This window comes from Nocardia heshunensis (assembly GCF_054782115.1).
On record NZ_BAAGTC010000002.1, the window covers coordinates 440,060 to 463,215 of the forward strand.

Below are 23,156 nucleotides of genomic sequence, written 5' to 3' on the forward strand. Positions count from 1 at the left end.
CTTCCGTAATCCTTCGAACCGGTTCACGAGCCGACCCTCGCAGTAGGGTCGGTTTCGTGGTGGAACGCGGATTACGGACGGCGGTCGGCATCGTCGCGGGCGGGGTCACGCTGGGCGTGGCGGAGCTGGTTGCGGTGCTGGTCAGCCCGGACAGCACGCCGCTGGAAGCGGTCGGCGGCTGGATTGTCGATCACACCCCGGACGGGTTCCGGGAATGGATCATCGGCCTGGTCGGCACCAACGACAAACTGCTGCTGTTCGTCTGCATGGGCGTGGCCGCGGTGGTGCTGGCCGCGGTCGCCGGGAATCTGGAGCGGGAGCGGCGGCCGATCGGGTCGATCCTGTTCGGGATCTTCGGGCTGCTGTCCATCCTGGCGGCGCTCGGCCGCCCCAATGCGTCCTGGACCTGGGCGATCCCCTCGGTTCTCGGCATGATCGCCGGAATCCTGGTGCTGCGCAGCCTGATCGAGCGGGCCACCCGGCTCGGCGAGCGCGAAGTCGCCGCCGCGGACCCGGAAACGCCCGAGGCGCAGCGGCTTTCATCTGCCGAGTTGGCGGTGGAACGGCGGCTGGTGGTGCGCGGGGTGGTGATCGCAGGTGTGGCCGCGGCGGTCGGTGGCATCGCGGGGCGGATCATCAGCCTGCGGTCGCGGGACGTGTCGGCCGAGCGAGCCGACATCCAACTGCCGACACCGGCCACGCCCGAGCCGTCGGTGGAACCCGGTGCGGACCTGAAGATTCCGGGGCTGACGCCCTACATCACCGCCAATGCCGACTTCTATCGCATCGATACCGCGCTCACCGTGCCGCAGGTCAGCAAGGACGACTGGTCGCTGCGCATCCACGGCATGGTCGATCGCGAGATCCGTTTGACCTACGCCGATCTCACCGCGAAGACGCCCATCGAGCGGCTGGTCACCCTCGCCTGCGTCTCCAATCCGGTGGGCGGCGACCTCATCTCGAATGCCCGCTGGCTCGGGTACCGGCTCGACGAGATCATCGCCGCCGCCGGACCGCATCCCGACGCCGACATGGTGCTCTCGCGCAGCGTCGACGGCTTCACCGCGGGCAGTCCGCTGGCCACCCTGATGGACGGCCGCGACGCCATGCTCGCGGTCGGCATGAACGGGGAACCGCTGCCCACCGCGCACGGCTATCCCGCGCGGCTGGTGGTGCCCGGCCTGTACGGATACGTGTCGGCCACCAAGTGGGTGACCGAACTGGAGATCACCAGATTCGATAAGGCCGAGGCGTTCTGGACCAAGCGCGGCTGGTCGGCGAAGGGGCCGATCAAGACCGAATGCCGCATCGACACGCCCCGTGCGCACGGCACCTTCAACGCCGGCAAACTCACCGTCGCCGGGGTGGCCTGGGCACAGCATCGCGGCATTCGCGGCGTGGAAGTCCGTGTCGACCAGGGGGACTGGCAGCCCGCCCGGCTGGCGGTCGCCCCGTCCATCGACACCTGGGTGCAGTGGGCCTTCGACTGGGACGCCGCCGGATCCGGCATCCACACCATCTGGGCGCGCGCCACCGACAACACCGGCGAGACCCAGACCGACCAGCAGGCCGACGTCGTGCCCGACGGCGCGACCGGATATCCCTCGCTCACAGTGCGAATCAACTGAAGCGCGCCCCACGCCCCGCCCGGACCGGTCGGTCGCGCGGCGCGCCGATGTTGCGCGGGCGAAAGATCCGAACGGCCTTTTTGTCAGCGCGCGCGGTTTAGTATCGGCGCGGCAGTCGTCGCCCAGCCCGCACGATCCACGAGCCGAACCTGATTCAGGAGTCGAGGGAGCGCGCATGACCGGAGTACTGGAATGGGCGCGGGCGGAAAACCTGCAGCCCGAACCGATCACGCTCGACGTCTGGAAGAAGCTGCCCCGCGACTTCTGCCGGCTGGTCGAGGTGGTCAACGGCGATGTGGTGCGTGCCGAGCACCCACCGCTGGCGCAGCGCAATGCCGCCCGCCGCCTGGCCTCCATGCTGGAGGCCGCCGCCGAAACCCATATGAGCCGCTACAACGACGGCTGGCTGTACGTCGGCGTCGACCAGGACGTGCTGCTGTGGGAATCCCCGCGGCTCACCATCCGCCGTCCCGACGTGGTGCTGTTCGCCTGCGCCCCAGCCGATGTCGGGCCGATCCAGGCGCCCCGGGTGAAGATCGCCATCGAGGTGGTGTCCCCGGCGACCGAACGCGTCGACACCACCGACAAACAGGCCGAATACGCGCTCGCCGGAATCCCTTGGTACTGGCTGGTCTACATGGACCGCGACCGTGTGCACGCCATCCAGACCCACGTGCTGGTGCTCGGGCACTACCGCCCGCACCGCCGCCTGCACCCCTTCGTCGGCGAGACCCTGATGGATATGCCCATCGAGATCCGCATCGACTGGACCCGGCTCATCGGGCTCATCCTCTGACCGTATGAGAAAGCGCTGCCCACCGGGAGAACCCGGTGGACAGCGCTTTTCGGAACGCGTCGGATCAGTGCGCCCCGATATTGGCCTTCGCCATATCGTTCTGCGGACCACCGGCCTTCTTGCCGTGTCCGATGAACAGCGCCGAGGCGGCGACACCGATCAGCAGGATCAGGGCGGGCAGGTACATGGTCTGGCTCAGCGCCGTGCTGATCTTCTCCAGCAGCGCCGCCTTCTGCGCCGGATCCGGGATGTGGCTCAGACCGCCGCCACCGCCGCCCTCACCGATAGGTCCGCTCGGAAGTCCCTGCGCCGCAATGCGGGAGGACAGCAGCGCGCTGATCGCGGCCGAACCCAGCACCGACCCGACCTGCCGGGTGGTGTTGTAGACGCCCGCGCCCGCACCCGCCTGCTGCACCGGCAGGTTGTGGGTGGCGGTGGTGCCCAACGGAGCCCAGATGCAGGCATTGGCGATACCCGCGAGGCCGCCGACGATCATGAACACCGCGATCGAGCCGTCCGGCTTCATGAGCCCCGCGAACCCGAACAGGGTCGCCGCGAACAGCGCGAAACCGATGGTCGGGATGATGCGCGGCGGCGTCTTGTCCGAGATCTTGCCGATGATCGGCGCGAAGATACCGGTCAGGATGGCCATCGGCGCGAACACCAGGGCCGAGCGGGTCGGCGTCAGACCGTGCACCTGCTGCAGGTAGAAGTAGGCGGGCACGAACACGCCCGTCACCGCCGCACCCATGGATGCGATCGCCACATTGCCCAGCGCGAAGTTGCGGTCCTTGAACAGGCTCAGCGGCACCAGCGGTTCACCGGTATTGCGTGCCTGGTTGACCACGAACAGCGCCAGCACCACCAGACCCGCGACGATCATGGTCCAGATCCAGGCATTCCAGTGGTGGGTATTGCCCTCCTGGATGCCGAACACCAGCAGGCCCATGCCGACGGCCGAGAGCGCCACGCCGACGAAGTCGAACTTGTGCTGATGGGTGGGCAGCGACGGCACCAGCCAGACCGCCAGCACGAACGCGATGATGCCGATCGGCACGTTCACGTAGAAGATCCACTGCCAGCCCTGCCAGTCGACCAGCACGCCGCCCAGGATCGGGCCGACCAGTGTGGCCAGACCGGCCACGCCGCCCCACAGGCCCATGGCCGCGCCGCGCTTGTCCGGCGGGAAGGTGCGCATGATGACCGCCATGGTCTGCGGCGTCATGAGCGCCGCGCCCAGGCCCTGCACGGCGCGGGCCGCGATCAGCATGTCGACGGTGTTCGACTTGGCGCACCACAGCGACGCCAGGGTGAACACGGCCAGGCCGACCAGGTAGACGTTCTTGGGGCCGTAGCGATCCCCGAGCCGGCCGGTGACCAGCAGCGGCACCGCGTAGGTCAGCAGGTAGGCCGAGGTCACCCAGATGACCTTGGAGACATCGGCGTTCAGGTCCTTCATGATCGCCGGATTGGCCACCGCGACGATGGTCATATCCAGCAGGATCATGAAGAATCCGACGACCAGGGCGTATAGCCCCAGCCACGGATTGCGTTGAGTACTCATGGATTCCGATTCCTGTCTCGGAAGGGCGGCCGCGCACGGCTGCGGGGAAAGTGGAAGTGGGGGAACCGCTTCGCGCGGTGGTGAACTATTTGGCACCACCCCTCCGGACGGCGGCGAGGTCCTCGTCGCTGAGTCCTGCGGCCCAGTCGGCCCCCATGGTCACTGCGGGCGGTTCCCGGCGTTCGCCGGTCTCGGCGCAGAAATCGGTCCAGTCCAGTTCGCCGCTCTCGAGTTCGGCGATGAAGCCCCGCAGCCATCCGGCCTCGGCCGCCTGGACCGAGCGGATGTACTCGATCTCGATCCAGAAGCGGCGTGGCACCTGACGGCTCAGGACCATTCCACGGAGCGCGTCGAGCTCGGCGATCCGGCTTTCGATCCAGGTGACGCGTTCGCGCACCAGCGCGACGACATCGTCCACGGGCAGATTGTGCGCCTCGGCCAAGGCCACCGGAAACACCGGGTACTCGTTCACCGGCTGCCGCAGGATCTCCGCGACCCGGCTGCGCAAAGCCTCGCGACCAGCGGTTCTGATGCGGTAAATGGTGCGCTCGGGCCGGTTCCCGGCCCGGTCGGTGCCCTCGGCGACAACCAGTTCCTGCTCGGCCAGCCGCGCCACCGTGTGATACAGCGAACCTGGCTTGATCTTCACCAGCTCGTCCTCATGCCGGTGCAAAAGCACCTGATACATCTCATACGGGTGCATCGGGCCCTCTTCGAGCAAGGCCAGCACCGCGATAGCCAAGGGCGTCAGCATGGGTACCGCCTGCCGCTTGATCACCGTCGCCTCCTCCGCGCCAAATATTCCACGTGGAATATACGACGCGGAACATCCCCAAAGCAACCCGCCCCGCCCGCTCCACCGCGCCCGAGCGAAAACGTCTCGGTAGCATCAACTTTCGCGATTCCCCTGCGCAGCAGGCGGATTCGGCCGGTGAGTGGCCACTTGCGGGTACCCGACGCCGAGCGGTTCGCCGAGTAACACTCGGCGGGCTGGCTCGTCCATCGCCGGATTGTGTCTGCCAGGGACTATAGGATCGAGCTGTCAATGCCGGAGTGCGAGGAGCACGCCATGTCTGAAGTGCTCGATTGGGCGCGGGAAGAGAACCTGCAGCCAGCGCCGATCACCGTTGAGATCTGGAAGAAGCTACCCGAGGACTTCTGCCGCCTGGTGGAGGTGGTGAATGGTGAAGCGGTGCGGGCGGAGGCTCCGACCAGGCCACATCAGAAGGCAGCACGGCGAATTGCCGACATGATCGAAACTGCGGCAGAGTCGCACATGGGCCGCTTCAACGACGGCTGCCTGGATGTAGACACGGATTTCGATGTGCTGCTGTGGGAACTGCCTCGAGCAACTATTAGGCGGCCCGATGTGGCGTTGATCGAATGCGCGCCGCCGGACCTGCGACCTCTCCCCGCGTCGATGGTCAAGCTGGTCATCGAGGTCATCTCGCCCGGCACGGAGCGGGTCGACACTGCGGACAAACTCGCGGAGTACGCACTCGCTGGAATCCCTTGGTATTGGATCGTCTACATCGCCGACAACGCGGTGTCGGCTGTTCAGACATATGTGCTCGACCACGTGCTGAATCAGTACCGCCCCCACCAGAAATTGGAGTGGTCGGAGGAGCCCGCGGTGTTCGACGTTCCGATCTCCATCACAGTGGACTGGGCTCGGCTGAATCAGCTCGTGCGCTGACCCTTGATCTGTACGCGCTGAAACGGCTGCGGGGCCGGATCTCGGGGAGAGATCCGGCCCCGCAGGGGGTTTCGCGGTGGGTTAGACCGTCGGGGCGAAGGCCTCGTTGACGATCTCGGCCTGCTCCACCGCGTGCACCTTGGACGAACCCGAGGACGGGGCCGACATGGCGCGGCGGGAGATGCGGCGCAGCTTGCCGAAGCGGGCCGGGAGGATCTCCGGGAGGTTGAGGCCGAAGAAGGGCCAGGCGCCCTGGTTGGCCGGTTCCTCCTGGACCCACGCCAGATCGGTGGCGTTGGGGTACTGCTCCAGGGCCTCGTTGAGGCGGAACTTCGGGATCGGGTACAGCTGCTCGACGCGCACGATCGCCACGTCTTCGCGGTTGTGCTTGTTCTTCTCGGCGACCAGCTCGTAGTAGATCTTGCCGGAGGTGAGCAGCACGCGCTTGACCTTGGAGCGGTCGCCGTTGCCCGACTCGTAGGTGGGCTCCTCGAGCACGGTGCGGAACTTGTTGTCGGTGAAGTCCTCGACCTCGGACACGACAGCCTTGTTGCGCAGCATGGACTTCGGGGTGAACACCACCAGCGGGCGACGGATGCCGTCCAGGGCGTGGCGACGCAGCAGGTGGAAGTAGTTCGACGGGGTGGACGGAACCGCCACCGTCATCGAACCCTCGGCACACAGCTGCAGGAACCGCTCGATACGACCCGAGGTGTGGTCCGGGCCCTGACCCTCGTGACCGTGCGGGAGCATCAGCACGACCTCGGAGAGCTGACCCCACTTGGCCTCACCGGAGGAGATGAACTCGTCGATGATGGACTGCGCGCCGTTGACGAAGTCACCGAACTGCGCCTCCCACAACACGAGTGCGTCCGGGTTGCCCAGCGAGTAGCCGTACTCGAAGCCGACCGCCGCATACTCCGACAGCGCCGAGTCGTGCACCGCGAACCAACCCGGGTTCTTGGACCCGATGTTGTGCAGCGGCGTGTACTCGTCACCGTTCTTGCGGTCGATGATCACCGAGTGCCGCTGCGAGAAGGTGCCGCGACGCGAGTCCTGACCGGTCAGACGCACGGCCTTGCCCTCGTCGATGAGCGAGCCGAAGGCCAGCAACTCGGCCATGGCCCAGTCGACCTTGCCCTCGTAGGCCATCTCGCGACGCTTGTCGAGCACCGGCTTGACGCGCGGGTGCACGGTGAAGCCCTCGGGCACGTTCACGAACGCGTCGCCGATGCGCTGCAGCACCGTCTTGTCCACGGCGGTGATGAGGTTCGGCGGCAGCTGCTGCTCTTCCTCGATCGACTCCGACGCCTCCGGCGGGAACTTCTCCAGATCGCGCACCTCGTTGAAGATCCGCTCCAGCTGGCCCTGGTAGTCGCGCAGGGCGTCTTCGGCTTCCTTCATGGAGATGTCGCCACGGCCGATCAGCGACTCGGTGTACGCCTTGCGGACCGAGCGCTTGGTGTCGATCACGTCGTACATGCCCGGCTGGGTCATCGACGGGTCGTCGCCCTCGTTGTGGCCGCGACGGCGGTAGCAGATCATGTCGATCACGACGTCGCGCGCGAACTTCTGCCGGTAGTCGACGGCCAGCTTGGCCACCCACACACAGGCTTCCGGATCGTCGCCGTTCACGTGGAAGATCGGCGCGCCGATGAACTTCGCAATGTCGGTGGAGTATTCGGTGGAGCGTGAGTACTCCGGCGCGGTGGTGAAGCCGATCTGGTTGTTCACCACGATGTGCACGGTGCCGCCGGTGCGGTAGCCGCGCAGACCCGACAGGTTCAGGGTCTCGGCCACGACACCCTGGCCGGCGAAGGCCGCGTCACCGTGCAGCATCAGCGGCACGACGGAGAACGAACGGTTCTCCTCACCCAGGGTGACGATGTCTTCCTTGGTGAGCAGATCCTGCTTGGCGCGCACCAGACCCTCGAGCACCGGGTCGACGGCCTCGAGGTGCGACGGGTTGGCGGTCAGCGAGACCTCGATCTCGTTGTCGCCGAACATCTGCAGGTAGGTGCCGCGCGCGCCGAGGTGGTACTTCACGTCGCCGGAGCCGTGGGTGGCGGCCGGGTTCATGTTGCCCTCGAACTCGGTGAAGATCTTCGAGTAGGGCTTGCCCACGATGTTGGCCAGCACGTTGAGGCGACCGCGGTGCGGCATGCCGATGACGACCTCGTCGAGGGCGTACTCGGCGCACTGGTCGATGACGGCGTCCATCATCGGGATGACCGACTCGGCGCCTTCCAGCGAGAAGCGCTTCTGGCCAACGTATTTGGTCTGCAGGAAGGTCTCGAACGCCTCGGCGGCGTTCAGGCGCGACATGATGTACTTCATCTCGGCGACCGTCGGCTTCGCGTGCTTCTGCTCCACGCGTTCCTGAATCCACTTGAGCTGCTCGGGATCCAGAATGTGGGTGTACTCCACACCCACGTGGCGGGCGTAGGCGTCGCGCAGGATGGACAGCACGTCGCGCAGCTTCATGCGCTCCTGGCCGTGGAAGCCCGCGACATTGAACTCGCGGTCCAGGTCCCACAGGGTCAGGCCGTGCTGGGTGACATCCAGGTCCGGGTGCGAGCGGAACTTGTCCTTGACCAGCCGTAGCGGATCCGTGTCGGCCATCAGGTGGCCGCGGCTGCGGTAGGCGTTGATCATTTCCTGCACACGGGTCGACTTGTCGATGCCGCGTTCCTGAATGTCCTTGCGCCAGCGCACCGGCTCGTAGGGGACACCCATGCCGTGGAAGATCTCGTCGTAGAACTCGTCGGAGATCAGCAGGTTGTGCACGGTCCGCAGGAAGTCGCCGGACTCCGCGCCCTGGATGATGCGGTGGTCGTAGGTCGAGGTCAGGGTCATCAGCTTGCCGATGCCCAGCTCGGCCAGCTGACCGTCGCTCATGCCCTGGAACTCGGCCGGGTACTCCATGGCGCCCGCGCCGATGATCGCGCCCTGGCCCGGCATCAGACGCGGCACCGAGTGGTTGGTGCCGATGGTGCCGGGATTGGTCAGCGAGATGGTGACGCCGAAGAAGTCGTCGTTGGTCAGCTTGCCGTCGCGCGCGCGGCGCACCACGTCCTCGTAGGCGCTGTGGAACTGCGCGAACGTCATGACCTCGGTGTTCTTGATGGCCGCGACCGCGAGCGATCGGCTGCCGTCCTTGCCCTTGAGGTCGATGGCCAGCCCGAGGTTGGTGTGCGCCGGGGTGACCGCGTTCGGCTTCCCGTCGACCTCGGCGAAGTGCCGGTTCATGTTCGGGAAGGACTTGATGGCCTGCACGATCGCGTAACCCAGCAGGTGGGTGAACGAGATCTTGCCGCCGCGGGTGCGGGCGAGGTGGTTGTTGATGACCAGACGGTTGTCGATCATCAGCTTGGCCGGGATGGCCCGCACCGAGGTGGCGGTGGGGATGGCCAGCGAGGCCGACATGTTCTTGACGATCGCCGCGGCGGGGCCACGCAGGATCTTGGTCTCGTCCTCGGCGGCGGGCTTCGGACCGCCGGAGGTCGGGGCCGCGTTGGACGCGGGCGCGGGAGTCGTCTGGGGGGCTCGGACCTGCGCGGGGGCCGGGGTCGGCGCGGGCGCGGGAGCGGGGGTGGGGACAGGGGGAGCGACGGGGGCGACGGGGGTCGCGGCGGCTACTGCCGGAGCGACGGCGGCGGCCGTCTGGCTGTTATTACCAATCTCGGCCGTGTTCTCCGGCGTGTAATCCGCCAGGAACTCGTGCCAGCTCTCATCGACGGACGAGGGGTCTTGCTTGTACTTCTGGTACATCTCGTCGACAAGCCACTGGTTCTGTCCGAACTGGTCTGTTGAGCTGCTCACAGCAGGTGTTCGCCTCATTTCGTTCTTCGCGCTGCGACGTTTGTGACGTGCCCGGCACGGGTAATCGGCGGATGCGCGCCGATGCGCCCCCACTGAGGATATGCCCACCCTTGTTCGCTGTCGGGCATGGCTACCACCGAGCGGGCACATTTTCTCGTGGCGACTCGTCCTCGCTCGAGAATATTCCTTCCATCGCCTGGGCCGCAGCCCAGAGGCGGTGGTACGCGCCGCGCGCCGCGAGCAGTTCCTCGTGGGTGCCGATTTCGCTGATGGTCCCGTGCTCGACCACGGCGATCCGGTCGGCCTGCGCGGCCGTGGCGAGCCGGTGCGCCACGATCACCGAGGTCCGACCGCGTGTCACGGATTCGCTCGCGACCAGCACCGATGCCTCGGCGGCCGGGTCCAGCACCGCGGTCGCCTCGTCCAGCAGGAGGAGATCGGGGTCGACCAGCTGGGCGCGGGCCAGTGCTATGAGCTGCCGCTGCCCGGCGGAGAGGCCGCGTCCCCGCTCACCGACCGGCTGGTTCATTCCTTGTGGGAGTGCCTGAATGGTTGCCAGTGCGCCCACCGCCGTGGCGGCCGTCTCGATCTGCGCGGGGGTGGCATCCGGTTTCCCAAATGCAATGTTGCTCGCAATGTCCCCGGTGAAAAGGTGAGCTTCCTGCGGCACCACGCCCAGGCGGCCCCGGAACTCGCCGAGCCGGTAGTCGCGGATATCAACGCCGTCCACGCGGATCACGCCGGAGTTGTCGTGATTTCTGTCACCCGACAGGGTTTCTCGTGGCATGTCGTAGAGCCGGGCGAGCAGTTTCACGATGGTCGACTTGCCCGCGCCGGTCTCGCCGACCAGCGCCAGGCTGCCGCCCGCCGGAATGGTCAGATCGACGCTCGTGAGCGCGGGCTTGATCGCGCCCGGGTACTGGAATCGGACATTCTCGAAGTCCACCCGGCCGCCCAGGTGCCCGTCGATGACCGCGGGTTCGGCCGGATCCGGCGCGATGGACGAGCGGGTGCGCAGCAGTTCCCCGATGCGCCGCAACCCGACCCGCGCCTGCTGATATCCGTCGAACAGCTGCGACAGCTGCATGATCGGCCCGAACAACAGCTGCAGGTAGAGCACGAAGGCGACCAGCGTGCCCGGCGTGGTGGATCCGTGCGCCACCGCCCACGCCCCGGTGAACACCACCGACGCCAGCGCCAGATCCGCCCACATGCCGACGAAGGCGAAGAAGGTGGCGATGGCCCGCTGCGCCCGCATCCGGCTGACCCGGAAATTGTCGGAATAGCCCGCGAACCGGCGCGCCGCGTCCGCCTCGTGCCGATTCGCCTGCACCACACGCAGACCCGAGACGTTCTCCGCGAAATCGGCGTTGACCGTGGCCGAATGCTCGCGTGCCGCGCTGTAGGCGGCATCGGACACCTTGCGGAACCACCAGGTGGCCAGCAGTAGCGGCGGCAGCGTCACGAACACGATGGTGGCGAGCTGCAGGTCGATGATGGTGAGCGCCACCGCGATTCCGGCCACCGTCAGCAGCGCGATGAGCGCGTCCGGCAGACCGGTCTGCATGAACGTCGAGAGCGCGTCGATGTCGGTGGTCATCCGGGTCATGATGCGGCCGGACAGTTCCCGCTCGTAGAAGTCCAGACCCAGCCGCTGCAGATGCGCGTAACTGCGCACCCGCAGGCCGAACAGGACCCGTTCCCCGGCCCGATTGCTCCACAGCAGCGAGGTGGCCGCGACCAGCCAGCCGAAGGCGACGAGTACGAGGCCGATCACGGTGGCCTGCACCAGCGCAGAACCGTGGTGCTTGCCGACTCCGGAGTCCACCGCGTACCGCACGATCGACGGGAAACCCACGCCGACAAGCGCATCCAGCGCCAGCAGCAGCATGGTCCCGGCGACCAGCCATTTCACCAGCCGCAGGGCGTGCGTGAGCTTGAACCCCGGATCGGGCTCGCGCAGTGCGGCCGCGTCCAGCCCGGGCCTTTCGGTCGCGGGCGGCAGATCCCCGAGCACCCGCCGGACCTCTTCAGGAGTGTCCTGGTCGGTGTCGGCATCCCCCGTCATTCCGGCGTGCTCTTGGCCGGAATCCACACCTGCGCGTTGGATCCCGGCCAAAAGCGTGCCGGGATGACGGGTGTCCGGTGCCGGGAGCCGGATCACGCGGTCGGCGTGGGCGAGAGTGGATTCGCGGTGGGCGAGGATCAGCGTGGTGCGGCCGGAATCCGTGGGCAGCGAGGCGAAGATGGCGGCCTCGGTGACGGCGTCCACGGCCGAGGTGGCGTCGTCGAGGATGAGGATGCGAGGGTCGGACAGCAGGGCTCGCGCCAGGGCGATGCGCTGACGTTGACCGCCGGACAGGGTCAGTCCGCGTTCGCCGACCACGGTGTCGTAGCCGTCGGCGAGACCGTTGATGAACTCGTCCGCCGCGGCCTGTTTGGCGGCCGCGTGGATCTCCGCCTCGGAGGCCTCGGGCCGTCCCAACGCGATATTGGCGGCGATGGTGTCCGACAGCAGGAACGCCTCGTCGAAGACCACGCCGACCGCTTCGCGCAGGTCGGCGGCCTTCATGTCCGCGATGTCCACGCGAGAGTCGGTGCCGTGGAGGCTGATCCGCCCCGATTCGGGGGAGTAGAAGCGCGGCAGCAGCAGGCTCAGTGTCGACTTGCCCGAACCCGCGGGCCCGATGATGGCGACGGTCTCGCCGGGCGCGATCTTCAGGTCGAAATCGCGCAGCACCGGCCTGCCGGGCTCGAATCCGAAGGTCAGGTCCTCGATGTCGATGCCCAGCGGACCCTGCGGCACGGCCACCGGATGTTCGGGATCGATGTGTTCGGGCGCGCTGTCGATGACCTGGTGCACACGGTCGGCGGCCGCGCGGGTCAACTGCGCCATGACCACCACGTAGGACACGATGCGGGTCGAATTGGTCATGGTCGAGACGTAGGCGACGAAGGCCAGGAAGGTGCCCAGCCCGATGCTGCCGTGGAAGGCCAGCAGCCCACCGACGGCGATCACCGCGACCAGTCCCGCCTGCGGAATCGTGGCCAGCGTGGGGCTGAAGCGGGCGTCGATGCGGGCCGCGCGCATGCGTTCGGCGTACAGCTTGCGGCCGTGCGTCTCGAGCACGTCGACCATCCGGGCCTCCTGCCCGAAGCCCTTCACCACGCGCACGCCGGTGACGGTCTCCTCGACGTGCTGGGCGAGGTCGGCCGCGCGCTGCTGCGCCGACCAGGTGGCCGCGTACAGCCGCGGCCGCACCCGGTAGACGACCAGCGCCAGCACCGGCACCACCAGCAGCGCGGCCAGCGCCAAAGGCGGTGAGAGCCACAGCATCACGCCCGCGGCCAGCACGAACTGCAGGGCCGCGACCGCCGACCAGGGGCCCATGGACAGCAGGCCCTGCACGAGGGACAGGTCGCTGATCGAGCGTGAGATGACCTGCCCGGTGCGCAGCCGGTCCTGCCCGGGACCGTCGAGCCTTTGCAAGGAACCCAGTAGATCCACGCGCAGTTCGTGCTGCACGTCCAGGGCGAGCTGCCCGGCGAGCATGCGGCGTCCGAAGGAGGCGAGGAACCGGCCGACCGCGAGCACGCCCAGCGCCCCGGCCATGGCCGCGATGATGCCGGTGTTCCCGGCGGTCGCGCCGTCGAGCGCGTGCTTGGCCAGCAGCGGCCCGGTCACCTCGACCACCGCGCCGAGCACGATGGCCAGCCCCAGCCCGGTCAACATCCAGGGGTGCCCCGCGCAGCGCTGCCACAGTCGGCGCAACCAGCCGCGATCCTGTGCTTCATCCATCGATTTCATTCCGGAGAACACAATCCCCCCCACCCCCAACTTTGTTCCCGGTTCCAGCCTTCCAGTGTGCCCGCAGGGTGCGACAGTGCTTTTCCACGTCGGGACGGTGCCTTGCGGGCGCGGCACCGGCGTGGTCGGCTGGAGGAATGCCGATTCAGCGTCTCAATCACGCCGTCCTGTTCGTCTCCGATGTGGAACGCTCCGCCGCCTTCTACTGCGACGTGCTGGGCTTCCGGCGGCTGCAAGGCTTCCCGGGAGCGGTGTTCCTGCAGGCCGAGGGCTCGGCGAACGATCATGACCTGGGCTTGTTCCGGTCACCGGACCCGTCGGTCGCGCATCGCACCGGCCGGGTCGGCCTCTACCACCTGGCCTGGGAGGTGGACACCCTGAGCGAATTGGCCCGGGTTCGCGAGGCGCTGGAGCAGGCGGGCGCGCTCACCGGTGCGTCGGATCACGCGTCGACCAAGGCGCTCTACGCCGCCGATCCCGACGGCATCGAATTCGAGGTCTGCTGGCTGGTTCCCGATGCCGCGATCGAGGCCGAGCTGGCCGCCATGACCGCGCCGAGCGTGCCGCTGGACCTGCCGGGTCTCATCGCGAAGTACGGCGCGGACACGCCGGGCGGTCCGCGCACCGATCACGAGGTGTGGCGTCGCCTGTTCGCCGATCGCGCCTGATCAGATATCGCGGCGGGTGAACAGCCACCACGCGCCCGCACCCGCCGCGGCACTCCACAGCACCAACAGCGCCATGGCCGCCGGGGTGGGCGCGATGAGCGCGGCCTTGGCGTAGCGCCCGCCGCTGATGGTGCCGACGGTCGCCGATACCGGCAACAGTGCGGCCAGTCCGCCGAATCCGATGGCGCGCAGGGTGATCCACACCAGCGGTTCCAGAATCGCCCAGCCCAGCACGGCGGCCAGCGCCAGCGTGGGGGAGCGCAGCACGAAGCCCAGCGCGGTGCCGATCACCGCCCAGCACAGCGCCGCCACCGCGACCCCGATCAGCACGCCGAAGAAGCCGCCGTCCATCGGCACCCGGGAGCCGCCGGACAGCCGCATGGCGGCCCCGCCGAGAATCTCCATCACGATCACGGTGCCGAGTGAGAACGCGCCCGCCACCGCCAGTTTCGAGCCCAGCAGCAGGGTGCGGTCGGGGGTGTAGAGCGAGGTCAGCGCGACCGCTCCGGTGCGGAATTCGGTGGCGGACCCGAGCGCCCCGAAGGCGGCTGCCGCCGCGACCGTCAGCACCAGCACCCAGGCGGTCAGCAGTGCGGCCCACCCGGCACCGGAGCTGAACCCCTGCGCGTGCTCGCCGCCGGGCCGGAACCCCACGCCCAGCCCCACGAACGCCAGCACCCCGACCACGACGACTCCGCCGCCGATCAGCCAGTTCAGCCGCACCGAAGTCACCTTGCGCACTTCGGAATTGGCGGCCCGAGCCACCACCGGCGGCAGCGTCAGGTTCATGCAGCGTCCTTTCGCGGAGCGTCGCCGAGACCACGCTCCGTCATTCCGTGGAGATCGTGGCGGCGCGCTGGGTTCACCGGTAGGTCCCGTAGGTGGCCGGGGCGGGATATGTCGGAGCCGGGGTCCCGGTGTGCGTGAGCGCGGCCAGCACCTGGTCGGGGTGAATGTGTTCCGGGGTGATCTCGGTGAGCTGGACCCGTGCCGTGGACGCGGCCGATTCCAGTTGCGTCAGTGAGGCTTCCGCGATCGCGAGCCGCCCGTCGGGTCGCATGACCGCGTCGGTGAAGCCCTGCGCGGCCAGCGTGGTGGCCAGCGCGATCGGGCTGGACGCCTTGACCAGCAGCCGATCCGGGTGACTGCGTCGCAGCCGCGCCGGACTGCCCTGATAGGCGACGCGGCCCCGGTCCAGCACGATCAGCTCGTCGGCGACGGGCAGTACGGTGCTGAGCGTGCGCGAGGTGAGCAGCACGGTGCCGCCGCGGCGGGCGTGGCCGCGCAGGAAGTCGTTGAGCCAGGCGGTTTCTCGCAGATCGAGGCCCGCGGTCGGGTCGTCGAGCACCAGCAGTTGCGGGTCGCCGAGCAGGGCGACGGCCAGCGCCAGCCGGGTCTTCATGCCCTCGGGCAGGCCGCCGATGCGTTGATCGGCGACCTCGCTGAGCCGGACCAGGGCCAGCAGCTCCTCGGCGCGGGTGTCGGAAACGCCTGCGGCGGCGGCGAACACGCCCAGCTGGGCGTACACGCGGCGGGCCGGGTGCAGCCCGCGCGGGGTGAGCATCGCGCCCACCGCGGGACGTCCGGGCCGCACCGCACCGGGGTCGCCCAGGGTCGTGGTGCCGGAGGTCGGGGTTAGCAGGCCCAGCAGCATGCGCAGCACGGTGGATTTGCCCGCGCCGTGCGGTCCGACGAGGGCGGCCACGGTGCCCGCGGGCACCACGAAACTCACGTCGTCGACGATGGTGCCGGTTTCGAGGGTCTTGGTGAGTCCCCCGGCGGCGACCGCGAGCGGGCGCGTCACGGCTGCTTGTTCGCGGTCGGCGCGTCCACGGCGGGCAGCGGGTCGGCGTCGATGATCAGGGGCTGCGGCCAGGTCAGCGGCGGCGCGCCGAAGGCCTTGCGGGCATTGTCGACAATGCCGTGGCCGAGCGCCCGGTTGCCGAATCCGCCGATGGCAGCGCCGATTCCGGCCGGGATCACCTTGCCGACCATGAGGGCGCTGCGTTTGGCGATGAACTGCACCAGGAACTTCTTGAGCAACGAGTCGTTCATCGCCCCGATGCCGGGGATCTTGGTCGCCATCAGCCCGCCCCAGTTCTTGGCGGAGTGTCCGACGCTCTTCTGCACGATCTGCATGCCGGACTCGCCGAGCACCACGGCCAACACCAGCGCGCGGCGACGTTCCTTGTCCTCGGGTGCGACGCCGTGCACGGACGCGACGGCCAGCGTGAACACCGCCGAGGCTTCCAGGAAGAACGCGGTCTCGGCGCTCATGGCCGCCAGCGAGGTGATGGTCCCGACGCCGGGCACCGCCGCGGTCGCGCCGACCGCCGTGCCGGAACTGGTCACGGTATTGAGGTAGAGCTTCTCGATGCGGGTGATGATCTGCGCGGGCGATTCTCCCGGATGCGCGTCTCGCAGCTTGCCCACGTACTTGGCGACAGCCGGAGCCTGCACCTGCGCCCCGTTGTCGAGCAGCGAGACGACCGCCTTCTCGAGCCCGGCCTTGAACATCGCAAACCCCTTTTCCGTGCGCGGTCCTCCGACCGGAACTCTATGGCACCCCGACAACGATTCGCGAGATAGACCGGTTCCGGATGGGCGGGTGCCGCGCTCGCGCCCGGAGGGTCCCGTCCAGCGCAAGATCGGCCTAGGGTGGAGCCCGTGGCAGGAGTGTCCGAAGGCGCGGCCGGGTTACCCGATCCGCGACTGCGCGCCTACGTCACCGGGTACTCGGGTTATCTGCTCCGCGGCTTCGCACCGGGCACCCATATCGGCATGCCCGGCGCCGGGTTGACGGTGATCATCACCATCGACGAGCCCATCCATGTGCCGGTCTCGGCCCAGCCCGGACAACCCGGGGGCCACTGGGACATGCTGGCCAGCGGGCTCACCGTGCGGCCGGCGGTGATCGCCCACAACGGGTTCCAGCACGGCGTGCAATTGAATGTGACGCCCCTCGGCTGCCGCGCCTTGTTCGGCATGCCGACGGCCGCGCTGGGTTCCTGGCTGGTGGATCTCACCGATGTGCTGGGCCCGCGCGCCATCGAATTGCGCGAGCGGTTGTCGTCGCAGTCCGGGTGGCCGCAACGCTTCGCCGTCATCGACGAAATCCTGCTGCGGCAGCTGCATCCGGCGGACTGGGATGCCGAGCTGGCGCATGCCTGGGCCCTGCTCTCCGGTCCCGACCCGGCGGTGCGGGTGGCCGCCGTGGCCGACGAGATCGGCTGGAGCCGTAGGCATCTCGGCAACCGTTTCGCCGCAGAACTCGGCATCACCCCGAAGGACGCGGCCCGGGTGGCACGCTTCGGGCGCTCGCACCGCCTGATGCGGGAGCCGGGGCGGGTGCTGGCGGAGGTGGCGGCCGTCGCCGGGTACTACGACCAGGCCCACATGGCACGGGAGTGGCGCGAGCTGGCGGGCATGCCGCCGTCGGTGTGGCTCGAGCACGAGGAGTTCCCATTCGTCCAAGACCAACAGGCCGTCGAAGCGGGAGGCTGAGGACATGAGCGAAACGACAACCCCAGTAAAGACCGTCGTCGTCTGGCCGACCTTGGTCTACCGCGACGCGAAGGCGGCCATCACGTTCCTGCAGCAGGCTTTCGGCTTCGAGACCACCGCCTGCTACGAAGACGGCGGCATCGTCCACCACGCCGAACTCGCGTGGCCCGCTGGTGGCGCGATCATGCTCGGCAACGCCCGCGAGGGCATGGCCCTGGACTGCCAGCCGCCCGGCGTCGGCTCGGTGTACATCGCCATCGACGACGCCGATGCCCTGTATGCCCGCGCGAAAGCGGCGGGCGCCAACATCACTCGCGAACTGCGCAACGAAACCGATTACGAGTCACGGGGTTTCACCTGCCGCGACCCCGAAGGCGTCTACTGGAGCTTCGGCACCTATCGGGGCGCGGCGGGGGAGTAGATCCGATCAGGCCGGCGTGTGCCCGGCGGGCACACGTTCGGCTTCCAATGGCGGAGGCGGCGGGGTGCCGTCTCCGAACGGCTTGCCGCCCAGGGCTTCCCGGCCGTGCGGGGTCAGCCAGTTACCGAGTTCGGGGCCCTTGGGCACGATCCGCGTCGGATTGATGTCGGTGTGCACGATGTAGTAGTGCTGCTTGATCTGGGTGAAGTCCACGGTGTCACCGAAGCCCGGGGTCTGGAACAGGTCGCGGGCGTAGGCCCACAGCACCGGCAGCTCGGTGAGCTTGTCCCGATTGCACTTGAAATGCCCGTGATACACCGGATCGAAGCGGACCAGCGTGGTGAACAGCCGGACATCGGCCTCGGTGATGGTGTCGCCGACCAGGTAGCGCTGGGTGGCCAGCCGCTCGGTGAGCCAGTCGAGCGCGGTGAACAGCCGATCGTAGGCGGCGTCGTAGGCCTCCTGCCCGCCCGCGAAACCGCACCGGTACACGCCGTTGTTGACCTCGGTGTAGACCCGGCGATTCACCGAATCGATCTCTGCCCGTAGGTCTTCGGGGTACAACCGCGGCGCGCCGGGCCGGTGGAACTCGGTCCACTCGGTGGAGAAGTCGAGGGTCATCTGCGCGTAGTCGTTGGTCACCACCGCGCCGCTGCGCTCGTCCACGACGGCGGGCACGGTGATGCCGCGCGGATAGTCCGGGAACCGCTTGAAGTAGGCGTCCTGCAGGAAGTGGATGCCCAGCACCGGATCCACCTCGCCGGGATCCAGATCGAAGGTCCAGCTGCGCTTGTCGTGGGTGGGCCCGCACAGCCCCAGCGACAGCGCCGACTCCAGCCCCAGCAGCCGTCGCACGATGATCGTCCGGTTGGCCCACGGACAGGCCCGCGCCGCGACGAGGCGATACCGCCCGGCCTCGACCGGATACCCGTCCCGGCCATCGGCGGTGATTCGCGTTTCGATGTAGTTCGTATCCCGCTTGAATTCACCGGGTTCGACATAGGTGCCCGGCTCTGATTTCGACGTGGTCACCAGCTCAGGCTAGTTGCCTCGGCGAAATTTCCGCCCGGGTCTGTCGCGAAAGTAAGCGGCCGCATACATTCGGGGGCATGACTGACTCGAAGCCCACCCGCCTGGAACGCGCTGTCACCGCCGGCGGCGCGGACACGGCGATCCTGACCATTGCCCACGGACCGCTGAACCTCTTCGACAAGGCCCTGCTGGACGCGCTGGCCGTGGATCTGGCGGAGCTGTCGGCCAATCCGCCGCGGGCGCTGCTGGTGCGTGCCGACGGCAAGCTGGTCTCGGGTGGCGTCGATGTGCACGTCTTCGACGGCCTGTCCGAGCAGGAGGGCGCGCAGCTGTGGCAGACGCTGTTCGCGCAGATCATCCACCCGCTCGAGGCGCTGCCCTGCCCGGTCATCTTCGCGGCCCATTCGCTGACCCTGACCGCGGCCTTCGAGATGGCGCTGGCCTGCGACATCATCCTGGCCGCGCCCAAGGCGAAGTTCGGTCTGGTGGAGACCGTGGTCGGCCTGACCCCGTCGATGGGCGGTCCGCAGCGGCTGGCCGAGCGTGCCGGTTCGGGTCGCGCGCGCGAGTTCGTCATGACCGGTGACACCTACCCGGCGGCCACCATGGCCGAGTGGGGCGTGGTCAACGCGATCCACGAGGACGTCGACGCCGCGGCCCGCGCGCTGCTGGCCCGCCTGGCCGACGGCCCGACCCGCGCGCACGCCGCCACCAAGGCGATCATCGAGGCCTGGCGTTCCGGCGGTGTGGCGCATGCGGATTCGGTGACCCCGGAGGTGTCCGGGCAACTTTTCGGCACCGAGGATCTGAAGAACGCGGTGCGGAGCTTCCTCGAGGTCGGGCCCGGAAAGGCCACGTACACAGGCAAGTAGGCGGCTATCTCGAAAGTCCGACGGCCCGGGTGGCGGGGTGCGCCCGGGTGTGTCGGCCTGCGCCCGGGCGTGTCAGCCCTCTCACCTGCGCGGGTGGCTGATTGGGGGGAGACCGAGACCATTCGGTGGGGAATTCCGGTGTGAATGTGCGAAGGGCACTGCAATTCCGACGTTTCCGCAGGCTCGCCAGGGGAAGTCCGGTTTCACAAGGGGGTGGTCTGTTTCCATCGGGTCAAAGCCTGACATCCGTTTGCCGACAATCCGCCCATGTCTGTGATCTGCATCATATAGTCACTCTTGCCTGGCAGGGCTTACGAGGCACTCGGAGGGACGATGTCGCAGTTACTCGTGGAATACCCGCACACCCGAAACGGCTGGTGCGCCAACCCGCTTGCGCGCGCCGCGGACGGCGTGCTGCGCTACGGCAACCTCACGCCCGCGCTCACCGAACTACTCGATATCCAGGTCCACACCTACGCCGCCCGCGAGGCCGTGGTGGAGATCGGCGGCCCCCGGCTCACCTACCGCGAACTCTGGTACGCGGCCTCCCGCATCGCCGGTGGACTGCAGGAACACGGCATCGGCTACGGCGACCGGGTGGCGGTGCGCATGCCGGTCGGCGTGCGCTGGGTGCAGGCGTTCCTGGGCGCGCTGCTCTCGGGCGCGGTCCCGGTTCTGGTGCACGACGGCCTCTCGGATGCGGCCGCGGAGCGCGTGATTCGCGATGCCTGCACCGACTTCGTGCTCGACGGCGGCGGCCGCGCGGCCGGCTACCGCGAGGCCCTGCCCGACGGCGCGGCCTTCATCGACGACGGCGCCTCCCTCGGCGAACTCGCGCTGCTCTGCTACACCACCATGGGCCCCGGCTGCGCGGGCCCGCGCGGCGTGGAGCTGACCAACGAGAACCTGCTCTCGGCAATCTGTTCCGTGGTCGGCGCGCTGGAACTGCCCACCGACGGCCTGCGCAACCTGCTGCTGTTGCCGCTCGCGCACGCCAGCGGCTGCGTCGATCAACTGTTGCCGACCTTCGCGGTCGGCGGCACCGTGGTGCTCGCGCCCGACCGGTCCGCGGTGCCGGAAATCCTTGTCGCCGAACGTATCGACATGGTCGCCGCGACGCCCCGCATCTTCGCCGGGCTGCTGCCCGACTTGGCCGGCCTGCGGGTGGATCGGGTGCGCCAGGTCTGCAGCGCCGGTCACCGCGCCGAACTCGCGGTCACCGATCCGGCTGCCTCCGAGGCGGTTTCGGTCACCCTCCGCGAGGTCTTCCCGGAGGCGCGGCGGTGGTCGGTGTGGGGTGCGACCGAGACCTCCGGCATCGGGCTGGCCCGCGACGACAGCGTGACCGAGGGCGCCGACCGGGACGTGCTCGGATTCGCCTTCGGCGGCACCGAACTCGCGCTGTCGGGCCCACGCGCGGACGCGGGCCACGGCGAACTGCTGTGTCGCGGACCCAATGTCGCCCAGCGCTACTGGAACGACCCGCAGACCACCGAATCCCACTTCACCGGTTCCTGGTTCCACACCGGGAACCAGGTCAGCATCGATGCGGACGGCCTGGTCCGCCAGGCCATGGCGGACGAGTCGGCGCTGGCGGAGTAAGGCTCAGTCGAGCAGGCGATCCCGCAGCGCGTCGCGCAGCTGCGGCGTGATGCCGATCTCGGCGAGGTAGCCCTCGAGGCCGCCGTACATCTCGTGCATCGAGGTGGTGGCGGTGTCCAGGTACTCGGGCTTCACCCCGAGCAGGTCGTCGGACAGCTCCTCGTTCATGGCATCTGTCATGAAGGCGCGCAGGGTGGGGACGGCGTCATTGCTGAGCAGGTAGTCGGCGTAGATGTCCTCTTCGGTCACGTCGACCGCGCGCAGCAGGGTGGCGATCGCCCAGCCGGTGCGGTCCTTGCCCGCGGCGCAGTGCACCAGCGCGGTTCCGGCGAGCACGGATTCGGCCAGGGCCTTGATGGCCTCGTGCGCCTCGGGCAGCGCGGGGAAGGTCCGGTAGACCTCGAGCATGTGCGAGGAGGCGGTGACCGAGCGGCGGGCCTCGTGCGGCGGGGTCTCGCCCATGCGCGAATCGAACGGGGTGACCCGCAGGCGAACCCCCTCGGGCACCACGTCGTGGCCGATGAAGTCGATCTCGGCGAATCCGCGCAGGTCGTGCACGTCGGTAACGCCGAGCTCGGCCAGCTTGGCCACGCCCGCCTCGTCGAGGCGGCTGAGCTGGGCGGACCGTAGCAGCAGACCCTCGCGGACGGTGCGGCCGTCGGTGGTGCGGGCACCGCCGAGGTCACGGAAATTGAAGGTGCCGGAGATCAGGAATTGGTCGTGGCGCGCTGAAGTCACCCAGCCAGGCTATCGGTGAGCCGGTATCGCCACGGTGTCGGCGATCGATCGGATCGGCGAATTGTGCGGCCCGAGCGGGCCGGGTATCGGCGCGTCGGCTGTGGGGTCGCGCACACACACTATGTTTCGACGCACAACCGTCCGTAATATACCGAATGGTCCTATCAACGTCGTTACCAGGCGATCGTTCAATTTGATCATTCCCGTAGGGTCGCGGGCCTGTTCCAATTAGGTAACAAAACATTCTTGAGGTACGGAATCGGCTATCAAAGCTGGTTACCGGGCCCAAAAACGACGTAACATCGATACCCGTTGAACGGGTACGCCGGTGTACTGGCCGGAAAGATCAAAGTCGATCCGCCGCCCGTTGAGCGAACTGCGCAAGCGCTGCGACCACTGGTCCGCGGCGCTGTGCGCGAGTTCTTTCGCCAAAGGGAGCCGTCGTTGAGCGCAAGTGGAGAAATCACCCAGGTCGGACTTCGTCCGGCCATGACCGAGGCCATCGAAAAGACGGCCGGGTCGCTCGACTTCAGCGGTAATCGGGCACTGCGCATCCTGCTGCATGCGGGTGTCAGCACGCTGTGGCCGATGTTGAAATCCTCGCCCGACCGGCAGATTCGGGCCTATGAATCCACCCTCGCGATGTTGCGGGTGCGCTGGGAGAACCAGGCCGCGTGCGTGCCGGACCCGGTGGGCTCGGCCATGTTCCGCGACCTGGACGCCGACGTCACCGCCTTCCTGGATCTGTGCGCCCGCCGCTCGGGCACGCAGTGGCTGGAACCGGTCGATGCCATCGCCGCGTATCTGCTGGCGGTCATCCAGGGCATGGTGTTGCGCTGGCTCGCCGACTGCAATGACGAGATCTCGCTGGTCGTCCTCGACGATCTGGTGTCCTACCTGTCGACCAAGGCCGTCGACCTGCCCTGAATTCGGACGCTTCGGCGTCGAATTCGACATTGAAATTCCGAAATACTGGACGAGTGACCAAGTTCGTGGTCGAATGAT

The 23,156-nt window shown here is 68.1% G+C and carries 18 protein-coding genes; 9 read left to right on the top strand and 9 right to left on the bottom strand.

Annotated features, from left to right (window positions below; translation table 11 throughout):
* Positions 1-56 precede the first annotated feature (56 nt).
* Both ACYVN4_RS02165 and ACYVN4_RS02170 read left to right on the top strand, forming a co-directional pair.
* Entirely contained in the window at positions 57-1,628 is a 1,572-nt protein-coding gene (locus tag ACYVN4_RS02165) for a molybdopterin-dependent oxidoreductase (protein WP_460717510.1), read from the top strand.
* A 175-nt stretch (positions 1,629-1,803) separates the two neighbouring features.
* On the top strand, positions 1,804-2,424 hold the full coding sequence (locus tag ACYVN4_RS02170) for a Uma2 family endonuclease (protein WP_460717511.1): 621 nt from the start codon (positions 1,804-1,806) through the stop codon (positions 2,422-2,424).
* A gap of 64 nt (positions 2,425-2,488) precedes the next feature.
* Here ACYVN4_RS02170 and ACYVN4_RS02175 read toward each other — a convergent pair whose 3' ends face one another.
* Positions 2,489-3,988 (bottom strand): DHA2 family efflux MFS transporter permease subunit, encoded by a 1,500-nt coding sequence (locus ACYVN4_RS02175; protein WP_460717512.1) that lies wholly within the window; start codon positions 3,986-3,988, stop codon positions 2,489-2,491.
* An 85-nt stretch (positions 3,989-4,073) separates the two neighbouring features.
* A complete protein-coding gene (locus ACYVN4_RS02180; protein WP_460717513.1) occupies positions 4,074-4,766 on the bottom strand; it encodes a PadR family transcriptional regulator in 693 nt (230 codons plus the stop codon).
* A gap of 291 nt (positions 4,767-5,057) precedes the next feature.
* On the opposite strand from ACYVN4_RS02180, the gene ACYVN4_RS02185 reads away from it, so the two are divergent.
* Positions 5,058-5,684 carry a Uma2 family endonuclease gene (locus tag ACYVN4_RS02185; RefSeq protein WP_379362448.1) on the top strand — a complete coding sequence of 209 codons (627 nt, stop codon included), beginning with the start codon at positions 5,058-5,060 and terminating at the stop codon, positions 5,682-5,684.
* 81 nt (positions 5,685-5,765) lie between these two features.
* Here the strand turns inward: ACYVN4_RS02185 and ACYVN4_RS02190 are convergent, their stop codons facing one another.
* Positions 5,766-9,524 carry a multifunctional oxoglutarate decarboxylase/oxoglutarate dehydrogenase thiamine pyrophosphate-binding subunit/dihydrolipoyllysine-residue succinyltransferase subunit gene (locus ACYVN4_RS02190; RefSeq protein ID WP_460717514.1) on the bottom strand — a complete coding sequence of 1,253 codons (3,759 nt, stop codon included), beginning with the start codon at positions 9,522-9,524 and terminating at the stop codon, positions 5,766-5,768.
* Positions 9,525-9,636: 112 nt separating this feature from the next.
* Positions 9,637-13,305 (bottom strand): ABC transporter ATP-binding protein, encoded by a 3,669-nt coding sequence (locus tag ACYVN4_RS02195; RefSeq protein ID WP_460717515.1) that lies wholly within the window; start codon positions 13,303-13,305, stop codon positions 9,637-9,639.
* Between the two features lie 146 nt (positions 13,306-13,451).
* Between ACYVN4_RS02195 and ACYVN4_RS02200 the strand changes: the two genes are divergently transcribed.
* Positions 13,452-13,982 carry a VOC family protein gene (locus ACYVN4_RS02200; RefSeq protein WP_460717516.1) on the top strand — a complete coding sequence of 177 codons (531 nt, stop codon included), beginning with the start codon at positions 13,452-13,454 and terminating at the stop codon, positions 13,980-13,982.
* Here ACYVN4_RS02200 and ACYVN4_RS02205 read toward each other — a convergent pair whose 3' ends face one another.
* The 3 genes from ACYVN4_RS02205 to ACYVN4_RS02215 form a co-directional block, all read right to left on the bottom strand.
* Positions 13,983-14,771 (bottom strand): hypothetical protein, encoded by a 789-nt coding sequence (locus ACYVN4_RS02205; protein WP_460717517.1) that lies wholly within the window; start codon positions 14,769-14,771, stop codon positions 13,983-13,985.
* A 73-nt stretch (positions 14,772-14,844) separates the two neighbouring features.
* Positions 14,845-15,786: an ABC transporter ATP-binding protein gene (locus ACYVN4_RS02210; RefSeq protein ID WP_460717518.1), complete on the bottom strand. Its 942-nt coding sequence runs from the start codon at positions 15,784-15,786 to the stop codon at positions 14,845-14,847.
* A complete protein-coding gene (locus tag ACYVN4_RS02215) occupies positions 15,783-16,499 on the bottom strand; it encodes a hypothetical protein (RefSeq protein ID WP_460717519.1) in 717 nt (238 codons plus the stop codon). Before ACYVN4_RS02215 ends, ACYVN4_RS02210 begins: the two co-directional genes overlap by 4 nt.
* 150 nt (positions 16,500-16,649) lie before the next feature.
* On the opposite strand from ACYVN4_RS02215, the gene ACYVN4_RS02220 reads away from it, so the two are divergent.
* Together ACYVN4_RS02220 and ACYVN4_RS02225 are read left to right on the top strand one after the other, a co-directional pair.
* Positions 16,650-17,486, top strand: coding sequence for a helix-turn-helix domain-containing protein (locus tag ACYVN4_RS02220; RefSeq protein WP_460717520.1), 837 nt, complete (start codon positions 16,650-16,652; stop codon positions 17,484-17,486).
* Between the two features lie 4 nt (positions 17,487-17,490).
* Positions 17,491-17,907 (top strand): VOC family protein, encoded by a 417-nt coding sequence (locus ACYVN4_RS02225; protein WP_460717521.1) that lies wholly within the window; start codon positions 17,491-17,493, stop codon positions 17,905-17,907.
* A 6-nt stretch (positions 17,908-17,913) separates the two neighbouring features.
* On the opposite strand, the gene ACYVN4_RS02230 is transcribed toward ACYVN4_RS02225, so the two are convergent.
* Positions 17,914-18,939 carry a glutathione S-transferase family protein gene (locus ACYVN4_RS02230; RefSeq protein ID WP_460717522.1) on the bottom strand — a complete coding sequence of 342 codons (1,026 nt, stop codon included), beginning with the start codon at positions 18,937-18,939 and terminating at the stop codon, positions 17,914-17,916.
* 77 nt (positions 18,940-19,016) lie between these two features.
* Here ACYVN4_RS02230 and ACYVN4_RS02235 point away from each other — a divergent pair, with 77 nt between their 5' ends.
* Positions 19,017-19,811: an enoyl-CoA hydratase/isomerase family protein gene (locus ACYVN4_RS02235; protein WP_460717523.1), complete on the top strand. Its 795-nt coding sequence runs from the start codon at positions 19,017-19,019 to the stop codon at positions 19,809-19,811.
* 333 nt (positions 19,812-20,144) lie between these two features.
* Entirely contained in the window at positions 20,145-21,413 is a 1,269-nt protein-coding gene (locus tag ACYVN4_RS02240; RefSeq protein ID WP_460717524.1) for a class I adenylate-forming enzyme family protein, read from the top strand.
* A 3-nt stretch (positions 21,414-21,416) separates the two neighbouring features.
* Here the strand turns inward: ACYVN4_RS02240 and ACYVN4_RS02245 are convergent, their stop codons facing one another.
* Positions 21,417-22,151: a tyrosine-protein phosphatase gene (locus ACYVN4_RS02245; protein WP_460717525.1), complete on the bottom strand. Its 735-nt coding sequence runs from the start codon at positions 22,149-22,151 to the stop codon at positions 21,417-21,419.
* Between the two features lie 444 nt (positions 22,152-22,595).
* Between ACYVN4_RS02245 and ACYVN4_RS02250 the strand changes: the two genes are divergently transcribed.
* Entirely contained in the window at positions 22,596-23,078 is a 483-nt protein-coding gene (locus ACYVN4_RS02250; protein WP_460717526.1) for a TetR family transcriptional regulator, read from the top strand.
* Positions 23,079-23,156: the final 78 nt, after the last annotated feature.